Genomic DNA, 18,275 nt, shown 5'->3' on the forward strand with positions numbered 1-18,275 from the left:
ATATTGTATCCCGTTATTTTGGGATAGTAAGACTCCTATCTCAAGATTCGGAGAGAAGCAGTCAAAGCCCACTGATTAAAGTTTCGCTTTATTGTACATATTTTATGCCAATAGTAAAAATAGTAAAGGAAAGATGCACATGTTTATAAAATGTGCATCTTATTTCATCCTCATTATTTATTGTAACGTACATGAGTTTGTAAAAATAAAAGAAAGTCCTCTGGAGTAAGGGGCTTGCTAAAATAGTATCCTTGTACGTAGTGGCAACCATTTTGCTGTAAAAACTTTAATTGTTGTTTTGTTTCTACCCCTTCTGCAATAACAGACATATGCAAAGTATGAGATAAGGAAATAATCGTTGTAATAATCTCTTTTCCTTCCTTAGATTCATCAGCCATTAAAATAAATTCACGTGGAATTTTAAGCATATCAATTGGATATAAAGGCAAATATGCTAGTGAGGAATAGCCTGTTCCAAAGTCATCGATTGATATATGTACACCGCTCTCTTTTAGCTTACGAAGTTTTTGCAATGTTTCTTTTTCATCCACCATGGCAATTCGTTCCGTTAATTCTAAATCTAGAAAATGTGGTGCTAATCCAGTTTCTTTTAGAATGGAAAGAACGGATGGGACAAAAAAATCTTGTTGAAACCCTTTAGCTGACACATTTACTCCAATTTTTAAATGAGAATATCCAAGCGTTTGCCATTCCTTTATTTGCTTACAAGCTTTTTGTAATGCCCATTTTCCAATTTCAAGAATGTGCATACTTTCTTCGGCAATTGGAATAAATTCGTAAGGAGATACAATGCCTAATTCTGGATGATCCCAGCGGATGAGCGCTTCGGCACCAATTACTTCATAAGAACTACTGTCCACTTGCGGTTGATACAATAAGAAGAATTCTTCATTTTCGATTGCTTTTGGTAAATCTTTTTCTAAACGTAAACGTCTACCCATTCGTTTTGATAACGACTCATCATAAAATGAAATGGCATGCTCCGTTTTCAGTTTTGCATCATGTATTGCTATATCTGCGTGTTGGAATAGTAAAGTAGCATCTGTTCCGGCTTCTGGATAAATTGCAATACCGATGCTAAGTGATAGATGGTAAGTATGGTTATGAACTTGCATAGTTTTTTTTACAGTATGAATTAGCTGGTTACACAAGTCTAATAATGATTCTTTGTCCGTAGCATGACGGATTAAAATGGTAAACTCATCTCCGCCAATTCTCGCCAGCGGAGTATCTTGAGGAATACAAGATTGTAAGCGAGTTGCAACTTCTCTTAGTACAATGTCTCCTGCCTTATGTCCCAGTGTATCGTTAATAAGATTAAAGCGGTCTATATCTATAAAAAGTAATGCGAATTTCCTATCATTTATTTTGGATTGTTTAATATAATTGTCTAATTTTCTTTGAAAGAAAGCACGATTTCCAAGAGTAGTTAAAGAGTCATGAAATGCTAAATAATGAATTTGTTCTTGTTGTCTTTTCATTTCCGTAATATCTTTCACGAGAATGTAAATACCAGTTACTTGCTCATTCAATATAATGGGGACGATTGTTAAGTGGAAAGAGTAAGCTTGCCCGTTATAGTTAGCGAGTATTTCAAAAGAAGTCGATTCCTTCTCTTTTGCGTTTTGAATGGCAGCGGCAAGTTTAGGTTTGTCTCTGTCGATAACAACAGAGAACCAAGACTTTCCTAATAATTCACTAACAGGTACCTTTAGCATTGTACTGCCTGCTTTATTCACATTTGAAACAATCCCATTTAAATCAATTGTAAAGATTGGATCAGGGTGATATTCATGTAACGATTGAAACTTTTGTTGTTTTCTATTTGCAATTTCGGTTTGTAACATTAAGTCGCTTGTTCTTTGCTCTACCGTACCTTCTAATTGTTTATTAAATAATTGTAAAGCTTTCGTTAATCCTCTATTTTGCATTCTTGCAAGCACATGCCGAATCAGTGAAAAGATAAAAGTAATACAATTTCCTATAATTAAAGTTGAGGAAGCTGTGTTTTCTTTTAATGTAAAGCCAATTAAAATGGTAATCGCAAGATAAGGAAAGATAATAAGTAGTTGCTTTCCTAATACGGGATTCATAATAAAGTAAGATGTTCTGCTTGTAGTATCGCGAATAGCTGCAGCGATTGCAATACATAATAATAAAACTCGGTAAAGAGCTCGAAGGCTAACAAGGATATAACTTGGTAAATCATCTGCAAAAAAAGTGTATGTATAATCAATAAGTGCATACCCAATTAGTACAGTAATAAAAAGGTATAACTTTTTGTTTGATTGAAAAATGGTTGGATAGAAAAAAAAACTGATTCCAAGTAGTAGAAAGCATACATCTGTAATTGGAAAGAAAAATTTCATCACTGCATCTGCAACTGACAAGTCATAAATACGTATAGAAGGTTGATTAAATAAATACCACTCTAAGGTGAAAACAGCTGTCACAATGATACATATGTCGCAAATGAGAAAGGCTTTTCCCCATTTATCACACTCTTTCATTAGTTTATAAAAGAATGCAGAGAGGAAGAAAATAGAAAAAAGCATAACGAATAGATCTGAAATATCAAATTCATCCATGGGAAGTTCAAAAGGATGATAAGTTCCTAATATATCTCCGATAGAAAAACAAAAAATCCCGATTAAGATTAATATCCAAAAAGGTCTAAACGTCTTTTTTTTGTATAAAATGGAATAACATAATGAAATAAGACCAATCACTTCAACAAATATGGAAGATAAGCGGATGTCAAGGTCAGTAATATAGTAACTGTCGGGAAAAACATAAATAGGTATGTAGTAGAAGCATACATAGGAGATTAATGCTCCGATAAGGATTGAAATATGCCAATCGTTCTGTTTGTCCAAAATAATCACCTTCATAAGCTTTAAATGAATGTTGCTTTACATGTATTCCAATAAAAACCTAGGTTTCTACTTTTAAGAAAAGTTTGAACGATTTATGGAATACATATACATACTATTTCATGTATCGACATAGGAATTTAAATTTTGTTATAATGAGAAAAATAGTCTAATTATTTAGAAAAATTTAAAAATAATAAAAAAAGGAGATGAAACATATTGTTTACTAAGTGAACTTGTTCTTCATTCATGGGGGAGGGTTTCAAAGTGGAAAATGTATACGAAAATAGTTACATGATTGTTGGTATTTTCTTGCTGCTAGGCATATTACTTCCGGTAGTGGCTCTGACATTAGGAAAGTTACTACGCCCACATAAACCAAGTGAGGCAAAGAAGACAACATATGAAAGTGGGATTGAACCGTATCATGATGCAAATATCCGCTTTCATGCTCGCTACTATATGTTTGCATTACTATTCGTTATTTTTGATGTAGAAACGTTATTTTTATATCCGTGGGCAGTGGCATATGACAAGCTTGGATTGTTTGCGCTAATTGAAATGTTTATTTTTGCCGCTATGTTATTGATTGGATTAGTCTATGCTTGGAAAAAGAAGGTGTTACAATGGCTATAAATTTCGAAGAATTACACCCACAGGAGCGAGCGGAATTAGAAAGGAATATCTTTTTTACAACGTTAGAGCAGATAAAAGGGTGGGCGCGTAGCAATTCTTTATGGCCGATGACATTTGGACTGGCATGCTGTGCGATTGAGATGATGGGAGTAGGTTCCTCACATTACGATTTAGATCGATTTGGCTCTTTTTTCAGGACATCTCCAAGGCAGTCAGACGTCATGATTGTTTCTGGGACGGTGACGAAGAAAATGGCGCCGATTGTGCGGCGGTTATATGATCAGATGCCAGAACCGAAATGGGTTATTGCAATGGGATCTTGTGCAACTGCTGGTGGTCCTTACGTAAATTCATATGCTGTTGTAAAAGGCGTCGATCAAATTGTACCTGTAGATGTATATATTCCAGGTTGCCCCCCTAACCCAGCTGCTTTAATTTATGGAATTAATAAATTAAAAGAGAAAATTCGTTACGAAGCAAAGACAGGAAAGCAGGTGACGAATAAATGAGTGATCCGAATAAAAAGTTAGAGGACATGAAACGGGAAGCGGCTAGGCGTGCGAAGGAAGAGGCACGAAAGCGTCTCGCTGCTAAGCATGAAGCAGAAATATCGAAAATAGAGGCGCGAGAACAAGGAAAAGAGAAAGCGTTATCAAAAGATACTGAAGTGACAGAAGAGGAGAGAGAAAAAGCGAAGAAAAAAGCAGCCGCAGCAGCGAAAGCGAAGGCTGCTGCGTTAGCGAAGCAAAAGGCGAAGGAAGAAAGCGCGGCACATGGTGATGAAAAAGCGAAAGCGATCGCTGCCGCGAAGGCAAAGGCAGCGGCTGCTGCGCGAGCAAAGAGTGCTGCTAGTAAAAAGGAAGAAGAGAAAGTGCCGGAAGAACCGTCGGCGAATCAGCCATATGTAGAGGAATATGCGAAACTTATTAAGGGAAAAATAGGGGAGCATGCATTGGTAGATTTCTATATTAATAGATTGTCTAAAGATGTTCCGACGCTTGTTGTTTGCAAGGAGCATTATTATGAAGTAATGGAGTTGTTACGGAGTCATGAGCGCCTCGCTTTTCATTATATGTCAGAGTTACATGCAACGGATTTTGTTACACATATGGAAATATATGTACACCTATATTCATATGGAAAGAAACAATCAGTGGCGGTGAAGGTGAAAGTAGAAAGGGAGGCGCCGCAAGTGGCTTCGATTACACCGCTTTGGGAAGGGGCAAATTGGCCCGAACGTGAAGCTTATGATTTACTTGGAGTGATTTTTACTGGGCATCCTAATTTAACGCGTATTTTCATGCCAGATGACTGGGTGGGACATCCGCTCCGAAAAGACTATGAACCTTTTGATGTGGAGGTGTAGCGCAGATGATCCGTACAGAGGAAATGCTTTTAAATGTGGGGCCGCAGCACCCGAGTACTCATGGAGTGTTCCGACTTATTATTAAAATTGATGGAGAAATCATTAAAGAAGCTACACCTGTCATCGGGTATTTGCACCGAGGAACAGAGAAAATCGCTGAGAGTTTACAATATACACAAATTATTCCGTATACAGATCGAATGGACTATTTATCTGCCATGACTAATAATTATGTCATTTGTCACGCGGTGGAGACAATGATGGGACTTGAGATTCCTGAGCGCGCTGAGTATTTGCGCGTTCTCGCAATGGAACTAGGCCGCGTTGCAAGCCATCTTGTTTGGTGGGGGACGAATCTTTTAGATATTGGTGCAGTGAGTCCATTTTTATATGCATTTCGGGAGCGAGAAATGGTGATTAATCTTCTAAATGAACTGTGCGGCGCAAGGCTGACGTTCAATTATATGCGCGTCGGCGGCGTGAAGTGGGATGCGCCGGACGGTTGGATTCAAAAGGTGCGAGAGTTTGTTCCTTATATGAGAGAGCAATTGAAAGGATATCATGATCTTGTTAGTGGAAATGAAATATTTTTAAATCGTGTGAAAGGCGTTGGTATATATAGCGCGGAAGAAGCGATTTCCTATTCATTGAGTGGAGCAAATTTAAGATGTACAGGTGTGAAATGGGATATTCGGAAGGATGAACCGTATTCGATTTATAATCAGTTTGATTTTGATGTCCCTGTTGGAGAAGTAGGCGATGCCTGGGATCGGTATATGTGCCGCATGACGGAAATAGAAGAGTCACTCAAAATTATTGAGCAGGCGGCCGAGCAGTTTCCGAAAGAAGGAAGCGTCATGGCGAAAGTACCGAGGATTATTAAGGCTCCTAAGGGCGAGGCCTTCGTCCGTATTGAATCGCCGCGAGGAGAAATTGGCTGTTATATTGCGAGCGAAGGAAAGAAAGAGCCGTATCGTTTAAAGTTTCGCAGGCCATCTTTTTACAATCTACAAATCTTACCGAAGCTTTTGAAGGGAGAAAATATCGCCAATTTAATTACGATTTTAGGCGGTGTTGATATTGTGCTTGGGGAGGTTGATGGCTAATGGTTGAAAGGCTGCTAGAGTCATCTGCAAGTTGGTCGAACTTTTTTATTTTCTTTGGGTTAGCTGTGCTTCTATTATTTGCAGTCCTCGGCTTTGTTACATACGGGATTTTAGCAGAACGAAAGGTAATGGGATTTATGCAAGGGCGGGTCGGTCCAAACCAAGTCGGGGGTCGCTTCGGATTATTACAAACGGTAGCGGATGTGCTCAAACTCCTCTTAAAAGAAGATAGTATTCCGAAAGCGGCCGATAAACCGTTATTTATATTGGCGCCGATCATCGCTTTTGCACCAGCCTTTATGGTACTGGCTGTTATTCCGTTTACATCTAGATTTCAGTTTGCTGATATCGGTGTTGGCCTTCTTTATTATATTGCTATTTCAGGAATTACAACGATTGGCGTTTTGACTGGCGGCTGGGCATCGAATAATAAATATTCTTTGCTCGGCGGGATGCGGGCGGCGGCGCAGATGATTTCCTATGAAATTCCTCTCGTTATGAGTGTAATCGGCATTGTCTTATTGACAGGTAGCCTGAATTTAAACGAAATTGTCGCATCGCAGGAAAAGGTTTGGTACATTTTTGCGCAGCCAATCGGCTTTATTATTTTTCTTATTGCGGCGGTTGCCGAACTCAATCGGACACCATTTGATTTACCTGAGGCAGAATCTGAACTTGTTTCTGGATATCATACGGAATACTCTGGATTCCGCTGGGCCTTCTTTATGCTTTCTGAGTATGTGTATCTCTTTGGAATGGCTTCTTTAATGACAGTACTCTTCCTAGGCGGCTGGAACCCGGTACTCTTTCTTGACTTTATCCCAGGTGCTGTATGGTTTGCACTCAAATTTAGTGCGGTTGTCTTTTTATTCATTTGGTTCCGTGTTACATTCCCTCGTATGCGAGGGGATCAGTTAATGGAGTTTGGCTGGAAGGTACTATTACCGATTGCACTGGCTAATATCTTTTTAACGGCATTGATTAAGGAGTTGTTCTTCTAATCTGTGAGGGGGCGTTAGCAAGAGATGAAAGGGTTATTGAAAGGGTTGAAATATACGCTAAGTAATTTGAGTAAGAAAAAGGTGACATATGATTATCCAAACCAACCATTGCCGCTGCCAGATCGATTTCGCGGCATTCAAAAATTCTATCCGGAAAAGTGTATTGTTTGTAATCAATGTGCCAATATTTGCCCCACTGATTGCATTCAGTTAACCGGAAAAAAACATCCAGATCCTACGAAAAAAGGGAAGATCATTGATACGTATGATATTAATTTTGAAATTTGTATTCTATGTGATTTATGCACGGAAGTGTGCCCGACAGAGGCTATTGTTATGACAAATAACTTTGAACTAGCGGAGTATACACGTGATGATTTATTTAAAAACTTGCAATGGTTAGATGAAAATGATGAAAACGTTAGAAAGGAGAATAAAGCATGACCGGTGAGCTGATTGCATTTTTTATACTATCTTTCACTGCGGTTATTGGCGGAGTGTTCATGCTGAATGTAACGAAAGTCATGCATATGATGCTTGCCCTTGTGTTCACATTTCTCAGCATTGCAGGTTTATACTTTCTTCTAGCAGCTGAATTTATAGGGGTAGCGCAAATTTTAATCTACTCCGGAGCCATTACCATTATTATGATCTTTGGCATTATGTTAACGCAGCATGATGCGGAGAATGAGTCAAGGATTAGTCTTCGCAAAATACTTGTTTTCCTCGCAGTTATATTATTTGGAACGGTGATGTACTTTGCAGTTCATAACATCGACTTTGCAAATCAAAATACACAGGAAATTTTACCTCTTCATGAACAAAATACACTTCAAATTGGTACCCTTTTGTATTCGAAATATGTAATTCCATTTGAATTAACATCAGTTATCTTACTTGTCGCGCTTGTTGGAGCGATTGTCCTTGCTAAGAAGGATGAAGAAAAGGGGGATTCTCATGAATAATGTCCCAGCTTCGGCCTATTTAACTTTAGCAATTATTTTATTTTGCATCGGTCTATTCGGTGCTTTAACAAAACGGAATACGGTTATTGTTTTAGTCTGTATGGAACTGATGTTAAATGCCGCTAATTTAAACTTAGTTGCCTTTAGTAAGCTTGGTTTTTTTCCGAACTTAACAGGGCAAATCTTTTCGTTATTTACGATGTCTGTTGCGGCGGCAGAAGCAGCGGTTGGACTCGCAATTTTAATTGCACTATATCGCAATCGTACAACTGTTCATATCGATGAGATGAATAAGTTGAAAGGTTAATTGTAACTGAAAAGGGGGAAGGAAACGATGATCGATTATGCATGGCTCATACCGCTTTTCCCGCTTGCCTCGTTTATATTACTCATTTTATTTGGGAGGAAATTAAAAGGAATTAGCAGCCTCCTTGGCAGCCTTTTCACATTTCTTTCATTAGTGGGTGCGGTAATTGTCTTATTAGAACGCTTTTCCTCAGACAATGTCAAGCATACTTGGTTATGGCTAAAGGCTGGGAGTGTTGACATTTCATTTGGATTTGAGGTTAATGCATTGAATGCGTTAATGCTCTTTATTGTGACTACTGTCAGTTTTCTTGTACATGTGTATGCAAAAGGATATATGCAAGGTGACGAACGCTTGCCGGTCTTTTATGCGTATCTCGGATTATTTACATTTGCGATGCTCGGGCTTGTCATTTCAACAAATCTATTGCAACTTTACGTGTTTTGGGAGCTTGTTGGTCTCGGTTCCTTTTTATTAATTGGATTTTACTTTTTTAAAGAAGAGGCAAAAGCAGCTGCCAAAAAAGCTTTTATTATGACCCGCATTGGCGATGCCTGCTTATTTATCGGGATGATTCTTCTTTTTTGGCAAGCGGGTAGTTTTGATTATGATGTTATTTTTAAAGCGGTACAAACGGAGGCAATCTCTCCTTCTATCATTACGCTTACAGCGCTTTTCATATTTATTGGTGCCGTGGGGAAGTCGGGACAATTTCCATTGCATACGTGGCTACCGGATGCAATGGAAGGGCCTACGCCAGTTTCAGCACTTATTCATGCGGCGACGATGGTCGCGGCCGGCGTCTATTTAGTTGCGGCGATGTTTCCGCTTTTCGTAGCCAGCTCTGTAGCTATGCAGACCGTAGCAATTGTGGGAGGATTTACGGCGATTTTTGCGGCGTCCATTGCGCTTGTACAAACCGATATAAAACGCATTCTAGCGTATTCTACAGTGAGCCAGCTCGGTTATATGATGCTTGCGCTTGGTTCGACGGGATATGCCGCTAGTATCTTTCATTTAACGACACACGCCTTTTTTAAGGCACTCCTGTTCTTGGCGGCTGGCAGTGTCATTCATGCGGTGCATACACAAAACATTCATGAGATGGGCGGCTTACAAAAGAAGATGAAAGTTACAGGAGTACTCTTTTTAGTCGGTACATTTGCAATTAGTGGCGTTCCGTTTTTTTCAGGATTTTTTAGTAAAGACGAAATTTTAATGGCAACGTGGATGCACGGCAATTATGTTTTATTTGTCCTCGCCATTTTAGCAGCGTTCTTAACGTCCGTTTATATGTTCCGTTTGTACTTTCTTGTCTTTACCGGAGAAGAGAGAGCAAAGAGGGAAGTACATGAATCTCCGCGGATTATGACATTGCCGATGACTGCTCTTGGGGTATTCGCTGTTGCGATAGGATACATTCATACACCTTGGTTCGGAACATTTCTTGGAGATTGGCTCATAAAGGATGTTTCCTTTCAAGTAGAGCAAGGACACGGACCTGCTTGGATTATGGCCCTAGCAACGCTCGTCTCTTTTGGAGGAATCCTCCTTGCCTATTTGATGTATAGCAAGCGCTCCCTTTCTAAAGACTGGGCTGGGGGAGAAGGGACAATTCTATCTCATCTACTTATAAAAAAATATTATATAGATGAAATATATCAGGTGACGGTGTTGCCGATTGTAAAAGGTATTGCTTATGCACTTCACTTTTTTGAAGTATGTATCGTGGAGGGAATTGCAAAGCTCATCCAAAGCCTCGTTAAAGGGGGAAGTTACGGAGGATCAAAACTTCAAAACGGTAATGTACAAGTGTATGGAACGGTGACTGCTATTTCTTTAGCTGCATTGGTTGTCATTTTGTTATATACAGGGGGGTATTGGCAATGAGTGCTTTCTTATTATCTTTCTTCATTTTCTCCCCACTTCTTAGTGTCTTCTTACTCTTATTTACACCAAAAACAAAAGTACGTGCATTGCGCAGGATTGGCTTATTTGGCACGATGCTTCCGCTTGGAACAGCAATTTTTTTCGCCTGCACATATGCTTCTGGGAAGAATTTAGCCGTTTTTTCAGAAAAGGTAAAATGGATTCAATTCGGCAACTTTCCTGAATTAGACAAAAACTTATTTGTCATTGACTATGAACTCGGAATGGATGGTTTTTCCCTTGTAATGATGATGTTAGCTTCACTGTTAGTCATGCTTGCGGCGCTGACAGCTTTTTCAATTCAGCATCATGTGAAGGCTTTTTACATGCTGTTATTAACGCTTGAAATCGGAGTGCTTGGTGTTTTCGCGGCGGAGAACCTATTTTTATTCTTTATTTTCTTCGAGATTACATTACCGCCGATGTTTTTGCTCATTGGAAAATGGGGGAAGTTGTCGAGCGAACAGGCATCGTATCGCTATTTAATATATAACGGAATTGGCTCAGCGATTTTACTCATTATTTTCTCCATTTTGTTTGCTAAAACAGGCACAACAAATTTTGAAGCGTTGAAAACGATTTTGGCAGGGACGGATTCATCATTTTTCAGCGGGATGTCTCATTCGCTCCAGCTCAGCATATTTATCGCACTGATGATTGCGTTTAGTATTAAGTTACCGGTATTTCCAATGCACCGATGGATGGTGAATGTACACGTGGAAGCACATCCGGCAGTTGTGATGATACATGCGGGTGTGCTGCTAAAAATTGGGGCGTACGGTATGATTCGTTTTGGAAAAGGGTTATTTCCAGAGCAATTTCAAAGCTTTGCTACTATCTTGGCTATTTTAGGCGTAGTAAATTTTTTATACGGCGCTTTCCTTGCCTTCATTCAAACCGACTTCCGAAAGGTGCTGGCCTATTCTAGTATTTCGCATATGGGAATTGTGTTAATTGGACTTGCAGCACTGAATGCAGCAGGTGTACAAGGGGCGCTCTTTCAAGTCGTGTCGCACGGTTTAATTGCCGCGCTACTCTTTTTCTTACTTGGCGTAATTGAAGAACGATTTGGTACGTCGCACATTACGAAGCTTGGGGGCCTTGCTAAACAAGTTCCGATGCTCAGCGGATGTTTATTGGCAGGAAGCATGGCTTCGCTTGGATTGCCAGGAATGTCTGGATTTGTAAGCGAATTTCTTGCTTTTCTCGGTCTATTCCAAGAGAAGCCAATTGTAGCCGCCGTTGGGGTGCTTGGCATTGTATTAACAGCCGCATATGTTTTAAGAGCAACTTTACAAGTAACGTTTGGAAAGCGAGAAGTAGAAGGACAGTCAGATATGCGTGGATGGGAGTACATTCCGGTTCTGTTGCTACTTGCGTGTATTATAACGATCGGTGTATTACCGGATGTATTAGGAGAACCACTTCAAGATACATTAAAAACATTGGGGGTGAGATAGGATGGATATGGAGGTGTTGTTTCAGTTACCGTGGCATCTTATGATTCCGGAGTTTATTCTTCTTGGCGGAGCCATTCTTCTCTCTCTTCTTGATTTGTTTTTTAAGGTGAATCAAAAGTACGTATCATTTGGAGCTGTTCTCACCGCTGGTTTCTCCCTTTTTGCACTCATTATGCTCTATGATGAACCAGCAGGAACCATTTTGGAAGGTTCCTTCGTATTAGATGGCTTTTCGAAAGGATTTAAAACATTACTCTTAGTGGGAGCAATCCTCGTTTTATGTATCGCAATAAGCGACGATAAAAAAGAGCCAATTCCATATAAAGGAGAATATTACTACTTACTTCTCATGGCGCTACTTGGTGCGATGTTTATGGCATCTAGCGTCGATTTTATTACACTCTTTATTAGTTTAGAGCTACTTTCCCTTTCGTCATATATTTTAGTGGGGATTCGAAAGAAAAGGCGTGCTTCCAATGAAGCTGCGATGAAATATGTGATTAATGGAGGGATTGCATCAGCTATTACGTTGTTTGGAATGAGTTATGTATATGGTATTACGGGATCAACAAACATAGTGGAAATGCAGCGTGTTCTTGCTGGAGGTGTGGCAGGTAGTATTCAACTCTTATTAGCGCTTGCCTTCTTATTAATGTTCGTCGGATTATCATTTAAAATTGCAACAGCACCATTTCATATGTGGGCACCGGATGTATACGAAGGCGCGCCGACACCAGTAACAGCGTTTCTCGGAACAGTTTCCAAAATTGCTGGATTCATTATGATTGTACGGCTATTCTTGACGACATTTGGAAGCGTCACGATCCAAGGGAAGGAAGAAACACTGTTTCATTATATGAGTGTCTATATTGCTGTTTTAGCAGGGATTACGATGATTATTGGTAACGTGATTGCATTAAAGCAACATAATATAAAGAGATTATTTGCTTACTCAGGAATTGCTCATGCTGGTTATTTACTCGTTCCGCTAGTGGCGCTATCCCCTTTTACAATGGACAGCATGTGGTTTTATATACTTGCCTATTTATTGATGAATGCCGGGGCGTTTGCGATTATTCACGCATTAATCTTACAAAGTGAGGATGAAAATATAAATGTTTTCTCTGGTTTATACAAACGTTCTCCATTCCTAGCGTTGATGATGACAATTTTCATTTTATCTTTAGCAGGTATTCCAGGAACAGCCGGTTTTATTGGGAAAGTAAATATTTTCTTAGGAGCATTTGTGATAGAGCCGTCCTATTACGTACTCGCATCTGTAATGATGGGAACAACGGTTATTTCCTATATATATTATTTTCGAATTTTACAGCACATATTTTTCCGGAAAGGAAATGAAGAGGACAGCGTGCACATTCCGATAAATGTAAAAGCCGTAGTTTGCTTTTGCGCACTTGCAACTGTCATGCTCGGGGTTTTACCAGCAATTGGCTACAATTTCTTTCATGACTATTTTCCGCTTATGAAGGATTTCTTCTTTACAGGGAACATGGTACAATAGTGGAAATAAAAAGTGTAGAGTGATTACTCTACGCTTTTTATTTGCGTGCAAACGCGCACGTAGAAACATGATTTCTCGTGTTTTGAAGGTTATGGCGTCTATGTATGCGAGAAAAAGTATGATGGCTTCCAGCGTTAAGATTGCGCTACACATCTTAATCATGAAAGCCGGTCAAAAAGGGGTCGATTTTTTTGGCGCAACTTTTAGGGCAACAAGCACTGATTGCAATGGTGTCGCATTTATTGTTTATTACCATTACATGGTGGGCTTTGCAAGGAATTCATATCGAACGCCTAATGAAATCTGGAAAAGTACTGCAAACAAGAATCTTACTTATTCTTATTACAATTGCAATTGGTACGTCTGTAAGTAACTTCTTTCTTGATTATTTAGGGTATTCGAAGAGTTTAACGTATTTGGTCAAGTAAGGGTATAGAACCTCATATCTCCGTTAAGAATGGGGATAGGAGGGGATGAAACTTGAAGAGTCTAAAAACAATTCTTATCGTTGTCGGAATCATGGTCGTATTCTTAGTCGGATATAAAGGGGTTAAACCGATAAACGATGAAGAGAAAATGGAAAGTATGATCGCCGCTCTTGAAAAGAATGGAGCAGAAGTGGAGCGATGGTCATGGTTAGCGCGGGAAACGAAAACAATCTCTAACATACATACGTTTCAAAAATTGTTAAACGATGTAAAGGAAAAAGCAAATGTTCAGAAGTGGGAATTAGAACAATCTCACGATGGATATAAAGCAACGGCATATAAAAAATTTTCTTCTTATGAAGAACGAATAGTAGTCACTTGGAGTAAGGAAAATAATAAAGAAAACACTTTCATTATCTTTGAAGTAAGCGGGGAAAAATGGGATCCAAAAAACATTCGAAAAATGGATACAATTTTTAGTACAAAACCTATAATTTACACTTGTGTTAAGGGTGTACTGAATGATAAGATTGAAGGTGTTTTGCAAAATAAAACCAATCAGGTTTTGAAAGATCTTTCAGCAAGAGCGATCGAAAAAATAGAAGAAAGAGCATTTGTGTCAGTCTCCGCATATAATAAAAAGTGGAATGACGCTCTTTCAACAAATAGAGAGAAAATAAATGTGCAAATAGCAATACGTTCTACAGACAACAAAGATACAATTGTGGTTGGCACACCGATCATAACTTCTGAGTATTGAATGAATAGATATTGAAAAAAGGACACGGAGGGGAATAAATTGGAAAAAATCATCGTCCGTGGCGGAAAGCGGTTGAACGGCACAGTGCGTGTTGAGGGCGCGAAAAATGCTGTATTACCTATAATCGCTGCAGCCCTATTAGCGAGTGATGGAAAGAATGTACTATCTGAAGTACCAGTTTTGTCTGACGTATACACAATCAATGAGGTATTACGTCATTTAAATGCTGAAGTCGTATTTGAAAATAACCAAGTAACAATCGATGCTTCAAAAGAGTTGAAAATTGAAGCGCCGTTTGAATATGTACGTAAAATGCGTGCATCTGTCCAAGTAATGGGGCCATTATTAGCACGTAACGGTCGCGCTCGCATTGCTCTGCCTGGCGGATGTGCAATCGGTTCACGTCCAATTGACCAACATTTAAAAGGCTTCGAAGCAATGGGAGCAAAAGTAAAAGTTGGTAATGGATTCGTTGAGGCATACGTAGAGGGAGAACTAAAAGGTGCAAAAATTTACTTAGACTTCCCAAGCGTAGGTGCAACAGAAAATATTATGTCTGCTGCTGCATTAGCAAAAGGGACAACAATCATCGAAAACGCTGCGAAAGAACCGGAAATTGTTGACTTAGCGAACTTCTTAAATGCAATGGGTGCTAAAGTACGCGGAGCTGGAACGGGAACCATTCGCATTGAAGGCGTTGATAAATTATATGGTACGCATCACTCTATTATTCCTGACCGTATTGAAGCGGGGACATTTATGGTTGCAGCAGCCATTACAGGTGGTAACATCTTAATTGAAAATGCAGTACCAGAACATCTACGCTCTGTTACGGCGAAAATGGAAGAGATGGGTGTGAAAGTGATTGAGGAAAATGAAGGGTTACGTGTTATCGGGCCAGACAAATTAAAAGCCGTTGACATTAAAACAATGCCTCACCCAGGCTTCCCAACAGATATGCAATCACAAATGATGGCATTATTATTACAAGCTGACGGAACAAGTATGATTACCGAGACGGTATTTGAGAACCGCTTCATGCATGTTGAAGAATTCCGTCGTATGAACGCGGATATTAAAATTGAAGGTCGCTCTGTTATTATGAACGGACCGAATAATTTACAAGGTGCAGAAGTATCAGCAACTGACTTGCGTGCAGCAGCTGCGTTAATTCTAGCTGGTTTAGTAGCAGAAGGTCACACTCGTGTAACCGAACTAAAACATCTAGATCGTGGGTATGTAAACTTCCATAAGAAACTGGCTGCACTAGGTGCAACGATTGAACGTATCAATGAAAACATGGAAGAAGTGAAAGAACAAGAAGTTTCTGACCTTCATGCATAATGATGAAAATAGTCCCTATGTCTCATGACTGGGGGCTATTTTTTTGTTCTATTACTGTTATAGTCAATAATTCCGTGACTTATGCCTGACCTCTTTAAAAATTTAGAAAATTTAAAGAGTAAAATGGAAAGTAAGACTTGTTCTAAAAATCTCTTATCCTCCATAAAAATAAAATGAATCTAATTTTATAGCGGGGGAAAAAGATGAAAATTTCAAAGCCACTTTTCATTACAATGGCGCTCTTAATAGCGCTCGTGATTATTGTGCCAGCCATGCTTGTCATTCCATATGCAAAAACGAAAGTAAGTCAGTCGTCTAAAAATCCTCCAGCCGTTCAAAATGTGCCAGCTCCCCAGAAGGTAAATACTGCTGTTCAAGTGTCAGTATATCGCGATGCCAAAAAAAGTATCGAACAGTTACCACTAGAAGAATATGTTACAGGCGTTGTAGCATCTGAAATGAATGCGAGCTTCGAGTTAGAGGCGTTAAAAGCACAGGCACTAGCAGCTAGAACATTTATCGTACAGCGTATGTTAAGCGGTACGAAGAAACAAAATGCAGATGTGACAGACACGGTGAATGATCAAGTGTACAAAAGTAAAGAAGAATTAAAGAAAATATGGGGTAAGGACTATGATGAAAATTTGAAAAAAATTGAAGAAGCTGTATCGAAAACGGCCGGACAAGTTTTAACGTATGAAGGTAACCCGATTACAGCGTCCTTCTTCTCCACAAGTAATGGACGCACGGAAAATGCTGCGGATTATTGGGGAAATGACTACCCGTACTTAAAGAGTGTAGACAGTCCATGGGATCAAGCTTCGCCGAAATTTACGAGTGAACAAACATTTACTGTAGCTGACTTTCAAAAGCGCCTTGGGGTAAAGGTGCTGGAAAACGGAAAAGTCGGTCATATTCAAGAGCGTACGGAAGGAAAACGTGTAAAAGGTGTCGAGTTTCAAGGGAAAGTATTAACAGGGAAAGAAGTGCGCACAAAGCTTGGCTTGCGCTCCTCTGATTTTACATGGAAACAACAGGGGAATCACATTGTCGTCACAACGAAAGGATACGGGCATGGCGTTGGCATGAGTCAATATGGTGCCAATGGAATGGCAAAAGAGGGAAAAGGGTATACAGAGATTGTTGCGCATTATTATAAAGGAATCGAAATTAAAACGTTGAATGACTATGAAGGCAAGTTAATGGCAAAAAATTAGGTGACAAGGGATTCATCATACGTGAGTGTCGCTCGTTTAAAAATAAATCGGTGATTCGAAACAAAAAGGAGTTCATTTACATGAGCTCCTTTTTGTGATGGGAAAAATATCATAATTTTCCATGGGGTGTTTGATATAATAAGATAAAATAATTCATCTGGGGGAGAAAAGATGGCGTTACTCAAATTAAAACAACTAGGGAAGACAAATCAGTTACCGGTTATAGATATGAGCGTTGAAAAAGGACAATGCGTTGTACTGCAATGTAATAATCATACCGCTAAAGTATTGCACCGCATTATCATTGGAGAAGAAGAGGCCTCTTCCGGAATGGTATTATTTGAAGAAGAATCAATTCGTAAAAGTGCATATTCCCGCATTGGATTTTGCTTTTTAAAAGATGAAGCATATAACCGTTTGAGAGTAAAAGAATATCTTTCCTTTTTGTCCGGGTTGTATGACTCAAATATGAGCATAGGAGAAGTTGTACAATGCGTTGGGCTAGTCGATAAGTTGGATACAAAGATAGAGAAGCTATCATTTTCTGAAAAGCGTCGTCTTCATATTGGTAGAGTGATGATTCATAATCCAGATTTAATTATTTTAGAAGAACCAGAGCAAAATGTAGATATTGAAAGTACAATTATCATTCGCAAGGCAATTATGAAGATGAAAGAGAACGGAAAAGCCATTTTTATTACATCATCCTTTTTATCTGATGCACTATCCTTAACGGAGGATGTCTACATATTAAATCAAGAAGGTGTAAAAAAGATTGAATTTGAACAGGAAGAAGCAGAAGAGAAAGAGGAAGAAAAAGGCATTCAAATGATTCCGCAAATGAAATTAGAAAGAATTCCAGCAAAAGTGAATGACAAAATTATTTTGCTAGATCCAATGGAGATTCATTTTATTGAAACGCAAAGTGGCACAACTCATATTCATGTTCATGAAGGAGATTTTATATGTACATTAACATTAAGTGAGTTAGAAAATAGATTAAAAGGATTCGGTTTCTTTCGATGTCACCGATCGTACCTTGTGAATTTACAACGTGTAAGAGAAGTCATCACTTGGACGCGAAATAGTTTCAGTTTAATTTTAGATGATGAGCGCAAAAGTTCCATTCCGCTTTCAAAAGGAAGAATGGATGAATTGAAAGATGTCATTGGACTATAAATGATGCTCTAGTAGAGCCGAAATGAGATGCATTCATCGGTAAAAATACTCCTTTTACCGGTATTTTACTGCGTAACCCCTTTGTTTTTCATATGATGAGGTCAGAAGCAGCGAACACAGCAAGCTGAGGCGAAATGATTATAAAAGAAAAACAAAGGGGA

The 18,275-nt window shown here is 39.1% G+C and carries 17 protein-coding genes; 16 read left to right on the top strand and 1 reads right to left on the bottom strand.

Features of this window, described 5'->3' with window-relative positions:
- Window positions 1-173 precede the first annotated feature (173 nt).
- Window positions 174-2,912, bottom strand: coding sequence for a putative bifunctional diguanylate cyclase/phosphodiesterase (locus MR058_RS15310; protein WP_242144814.1), 2,739 nt, complete (start codon window positions 2,910-2,912; stop codon window positions 174-176).
- 249 nt (window positions 2,913-3,161) lie between these two features.
- Here MR058_RS15310 and MR058_RS15315 point away from each other — a divergent pair, with 249 nt between their 5' ends.
- From MR058_RS15315 to MR058_RS15390, 16 genes are all read left to right on the top strand, one after another.
- Complete coding sequence (locus MR058_RS15315; RefSeq protein WP_242144815.1) at window positions 3,162-3,530, top strand: NADH-quinone oxidoreductase subunit A; 369 nt, start codon at window positions 3,162-3,164, stop codon at window positions 3,528-3,530.
- Window positions 3,521-4,039: an NADH-quinone oxidoreductase subunit NuoB gene (gene nuoB, locus MR058_RS15320; protein WP_087095607.1), complete on the top strand. Its 519-nt coding sequence runs from the start codon at window positions 3,521-3,523 to the stop codon at window positions 4,037-4,039. Before MR058_RS15315 ends, nuoB begins: the two co-directional genes overlap by 10 nt.
- Complete coding sequence (locus MR058_RS15325; RefSeq protein WP_242144816.1) at window positions 4,036-4,896, top strand: NADH-quinone oxidoreductase subunit C; 861 nt, start codon at window positions 4,036-4,038, stop codon at window positions 4,894-4,896. Before nuoB ends, MR058_RS15325 begins: the two co-directional genes overlap by 4 nt.
- Window positions 4,897-4,901: 5 nt before the next feature.
- Complete coding sequence (gene nuoD / locus MR058_RS15330) at window positions 4,902-6,002, top strand: NADH-quinone oxidoreductase subunit NuoD (protein WP_242144817.1); 1,101 nt, start codon at window positions 4,902-4,904, stop codon at window positions 6,000-6,002.
- On the top strand, window positions 6,002-7,003 hold the full coding sequence (nuoH, locus tag MR058_RS15335) for an NADH-quinone oxidoreductase subunit NuoH (RefSeq protein WP_242144818.1): 1,002 nt from the start codon (window positions 6,002-6,004) through the stop codon (window positions 7,001-7,003). The genes nuoD and nuoH overlap by 1 nt, the downstream gene beginning before the upstream one ends.
- 24 nt (window positions 7,004-7,027) lie before the next feature.
- On the top strand, window positions 7,028-7,447 hold the full coding sequence (gene nuoI / locus MR058_RS15340) for an NADH-quinone oxidoreductase subunit NuoI (RefSeq protein ID WP_242144819.1): 420 nt from the start codon (window positions 7,028-7,030) through the stop codon (window positions 7,445-7,447).
- The gene (locus tag MR058_RS15345) at window positions 7,444-7,968 is read left to right on the top strand and encodes an NADH-quinone oxidoreductase subunit J (protein WP_242144820.1); all 525 of its coding nucleotides are present in this window, start codon (window positions 7,444-7,446) and stop codon (window positions 7,966-7,968) included. The genes nuoI and MR058_RS15345 overlap by 4 nt, the downstream gene beginning before the upstream one ends.
- A complete protein-coding gene (nuoK, locus tag MR058_RS15350) occupies window positions 7,961-8,275 on the top strand; it encodes an NADH-quinone oxidoreductase subunit NuoK (RefSeq protein WP_242144821.1) in 315 nt (104 codons plus the stop codon). The genes MR058_RS15345 and nuoK overlap by 8 nt, the downstream gene beginning before the upstream one ends.
- 27 nt (window positions 8,276-8,302) lie before the next feature.
- Entirely contained in the window at window positions 8,303-10,165 is a 1,863-nt protein-coding gene (gene nuoL, locus MR058_RS15355; protein WP_242144822.1) for an NADH-quinone oxidoreductase subunit L, read from the top strand.
- Window positions 10,162-11,664: an NADH-quinone oxidoreductase subunit M gene (locus MR058_RS15360; protein ID WP_242144823.1), complete on the top strand. Its 1,503-nt coding sequence runs from the start codon at window positions 10,162-10,164 to the stop codon at window positions 11,662-11,664. The genes nuoL and MR058_RS15360 overlap by 4 nt, the downstream gene beginning before the upstream one ends.
- 7 nt (window positions 11,665-11,671) lie before the next feature.
- Window positions 11,672-13,186 carry an NADH-quinone oxidoreductase subunit NuoN gene (nuoN, locus tag MR058_RS15365; protein WP_396021454.1) on the top strand — a complete coding sequence of 505 codons (1,515 nt, stop codon included), beginning with the start codon at window positions 11,672-11,674 and terminating at the stop codon, window positions 13,184-13,186.
- A 191-nt stretch (window positions 13,187-13,377) separates the two neighbouring features.
- Window positions 13,378-13,614 (top strand): DUF1146 family protein, encoded by a 237-nt coding sequence (locus MR058_RS15370; protein ID WP_242144825.1) that lies wholly within the window; start codon window positions 13,378-13,380, stop codon window positions 13,612-13,614.
- Between the two features lie 91 nt (window positions 13,615-13,705).
- On the top strand, window positions 13,706-14,374 hold the full coding sequence (locus MR058_RS15375) for a YwmB family TATA-box binding protein (protein ID WP_242144961.1): 669 nt from the start codon (window positions 13,706-13,708) through the stop codon (window positions 14,372-14,374).
- A gap of 39 nt (window positions 14,375-14,413) precedes the next feature.
- Window positions 14,414-15,718 carry a UDP-N-acetylglucosamine 1-carboxyvinyltransferase gene (gene murA, locus MR058_RS15380; protein WP_242144826.1) on the top strand — a complete coding sequence of 435 codons (1,305 nt, stop codon included), beginning with the start codon at window positions 14,414-14,416 and terminating at the stop codon, window positions 15,716-15,718.
- Window positions 15,719-15,921: 203 nt separating this feature from the next.
- Window positions 15,922-16,935, top strand: coding sequence for a stage II sporulation protein D (gene spoIID, locus MR058_RS15385; protein ID WP_242144827.1), 1,014 nt, complete (start codon window positions 15,922-15,924; stop codon window positions 16,933-16,935).
- A 171-nt stretch (window positions 16,936-17,106) separates the two neighbouring features.
- Entirely contained in the window at window positions 17,107-18,114 is a 1,008-nt protein-coding gene (locus tag MR058_RS15390; RefSeq protein WP_242144828.1) for a LytTR family transcriptional regulator DNA-binding domain-containing protein, read from the top strand.
- Window positions 18,115-18,275: the final 161 nt, after the last annotated feature.

It is taken from the genome of Bacillus cereus group sp. BfR-BA-01430 (assembly GCF_022663115.1).
Lineage (GTDB): Bacteria > Bacillota > Bacilli > Bacillales > Bacillaceae_G > Bacillus_A > Bacillus_A cereus_BD.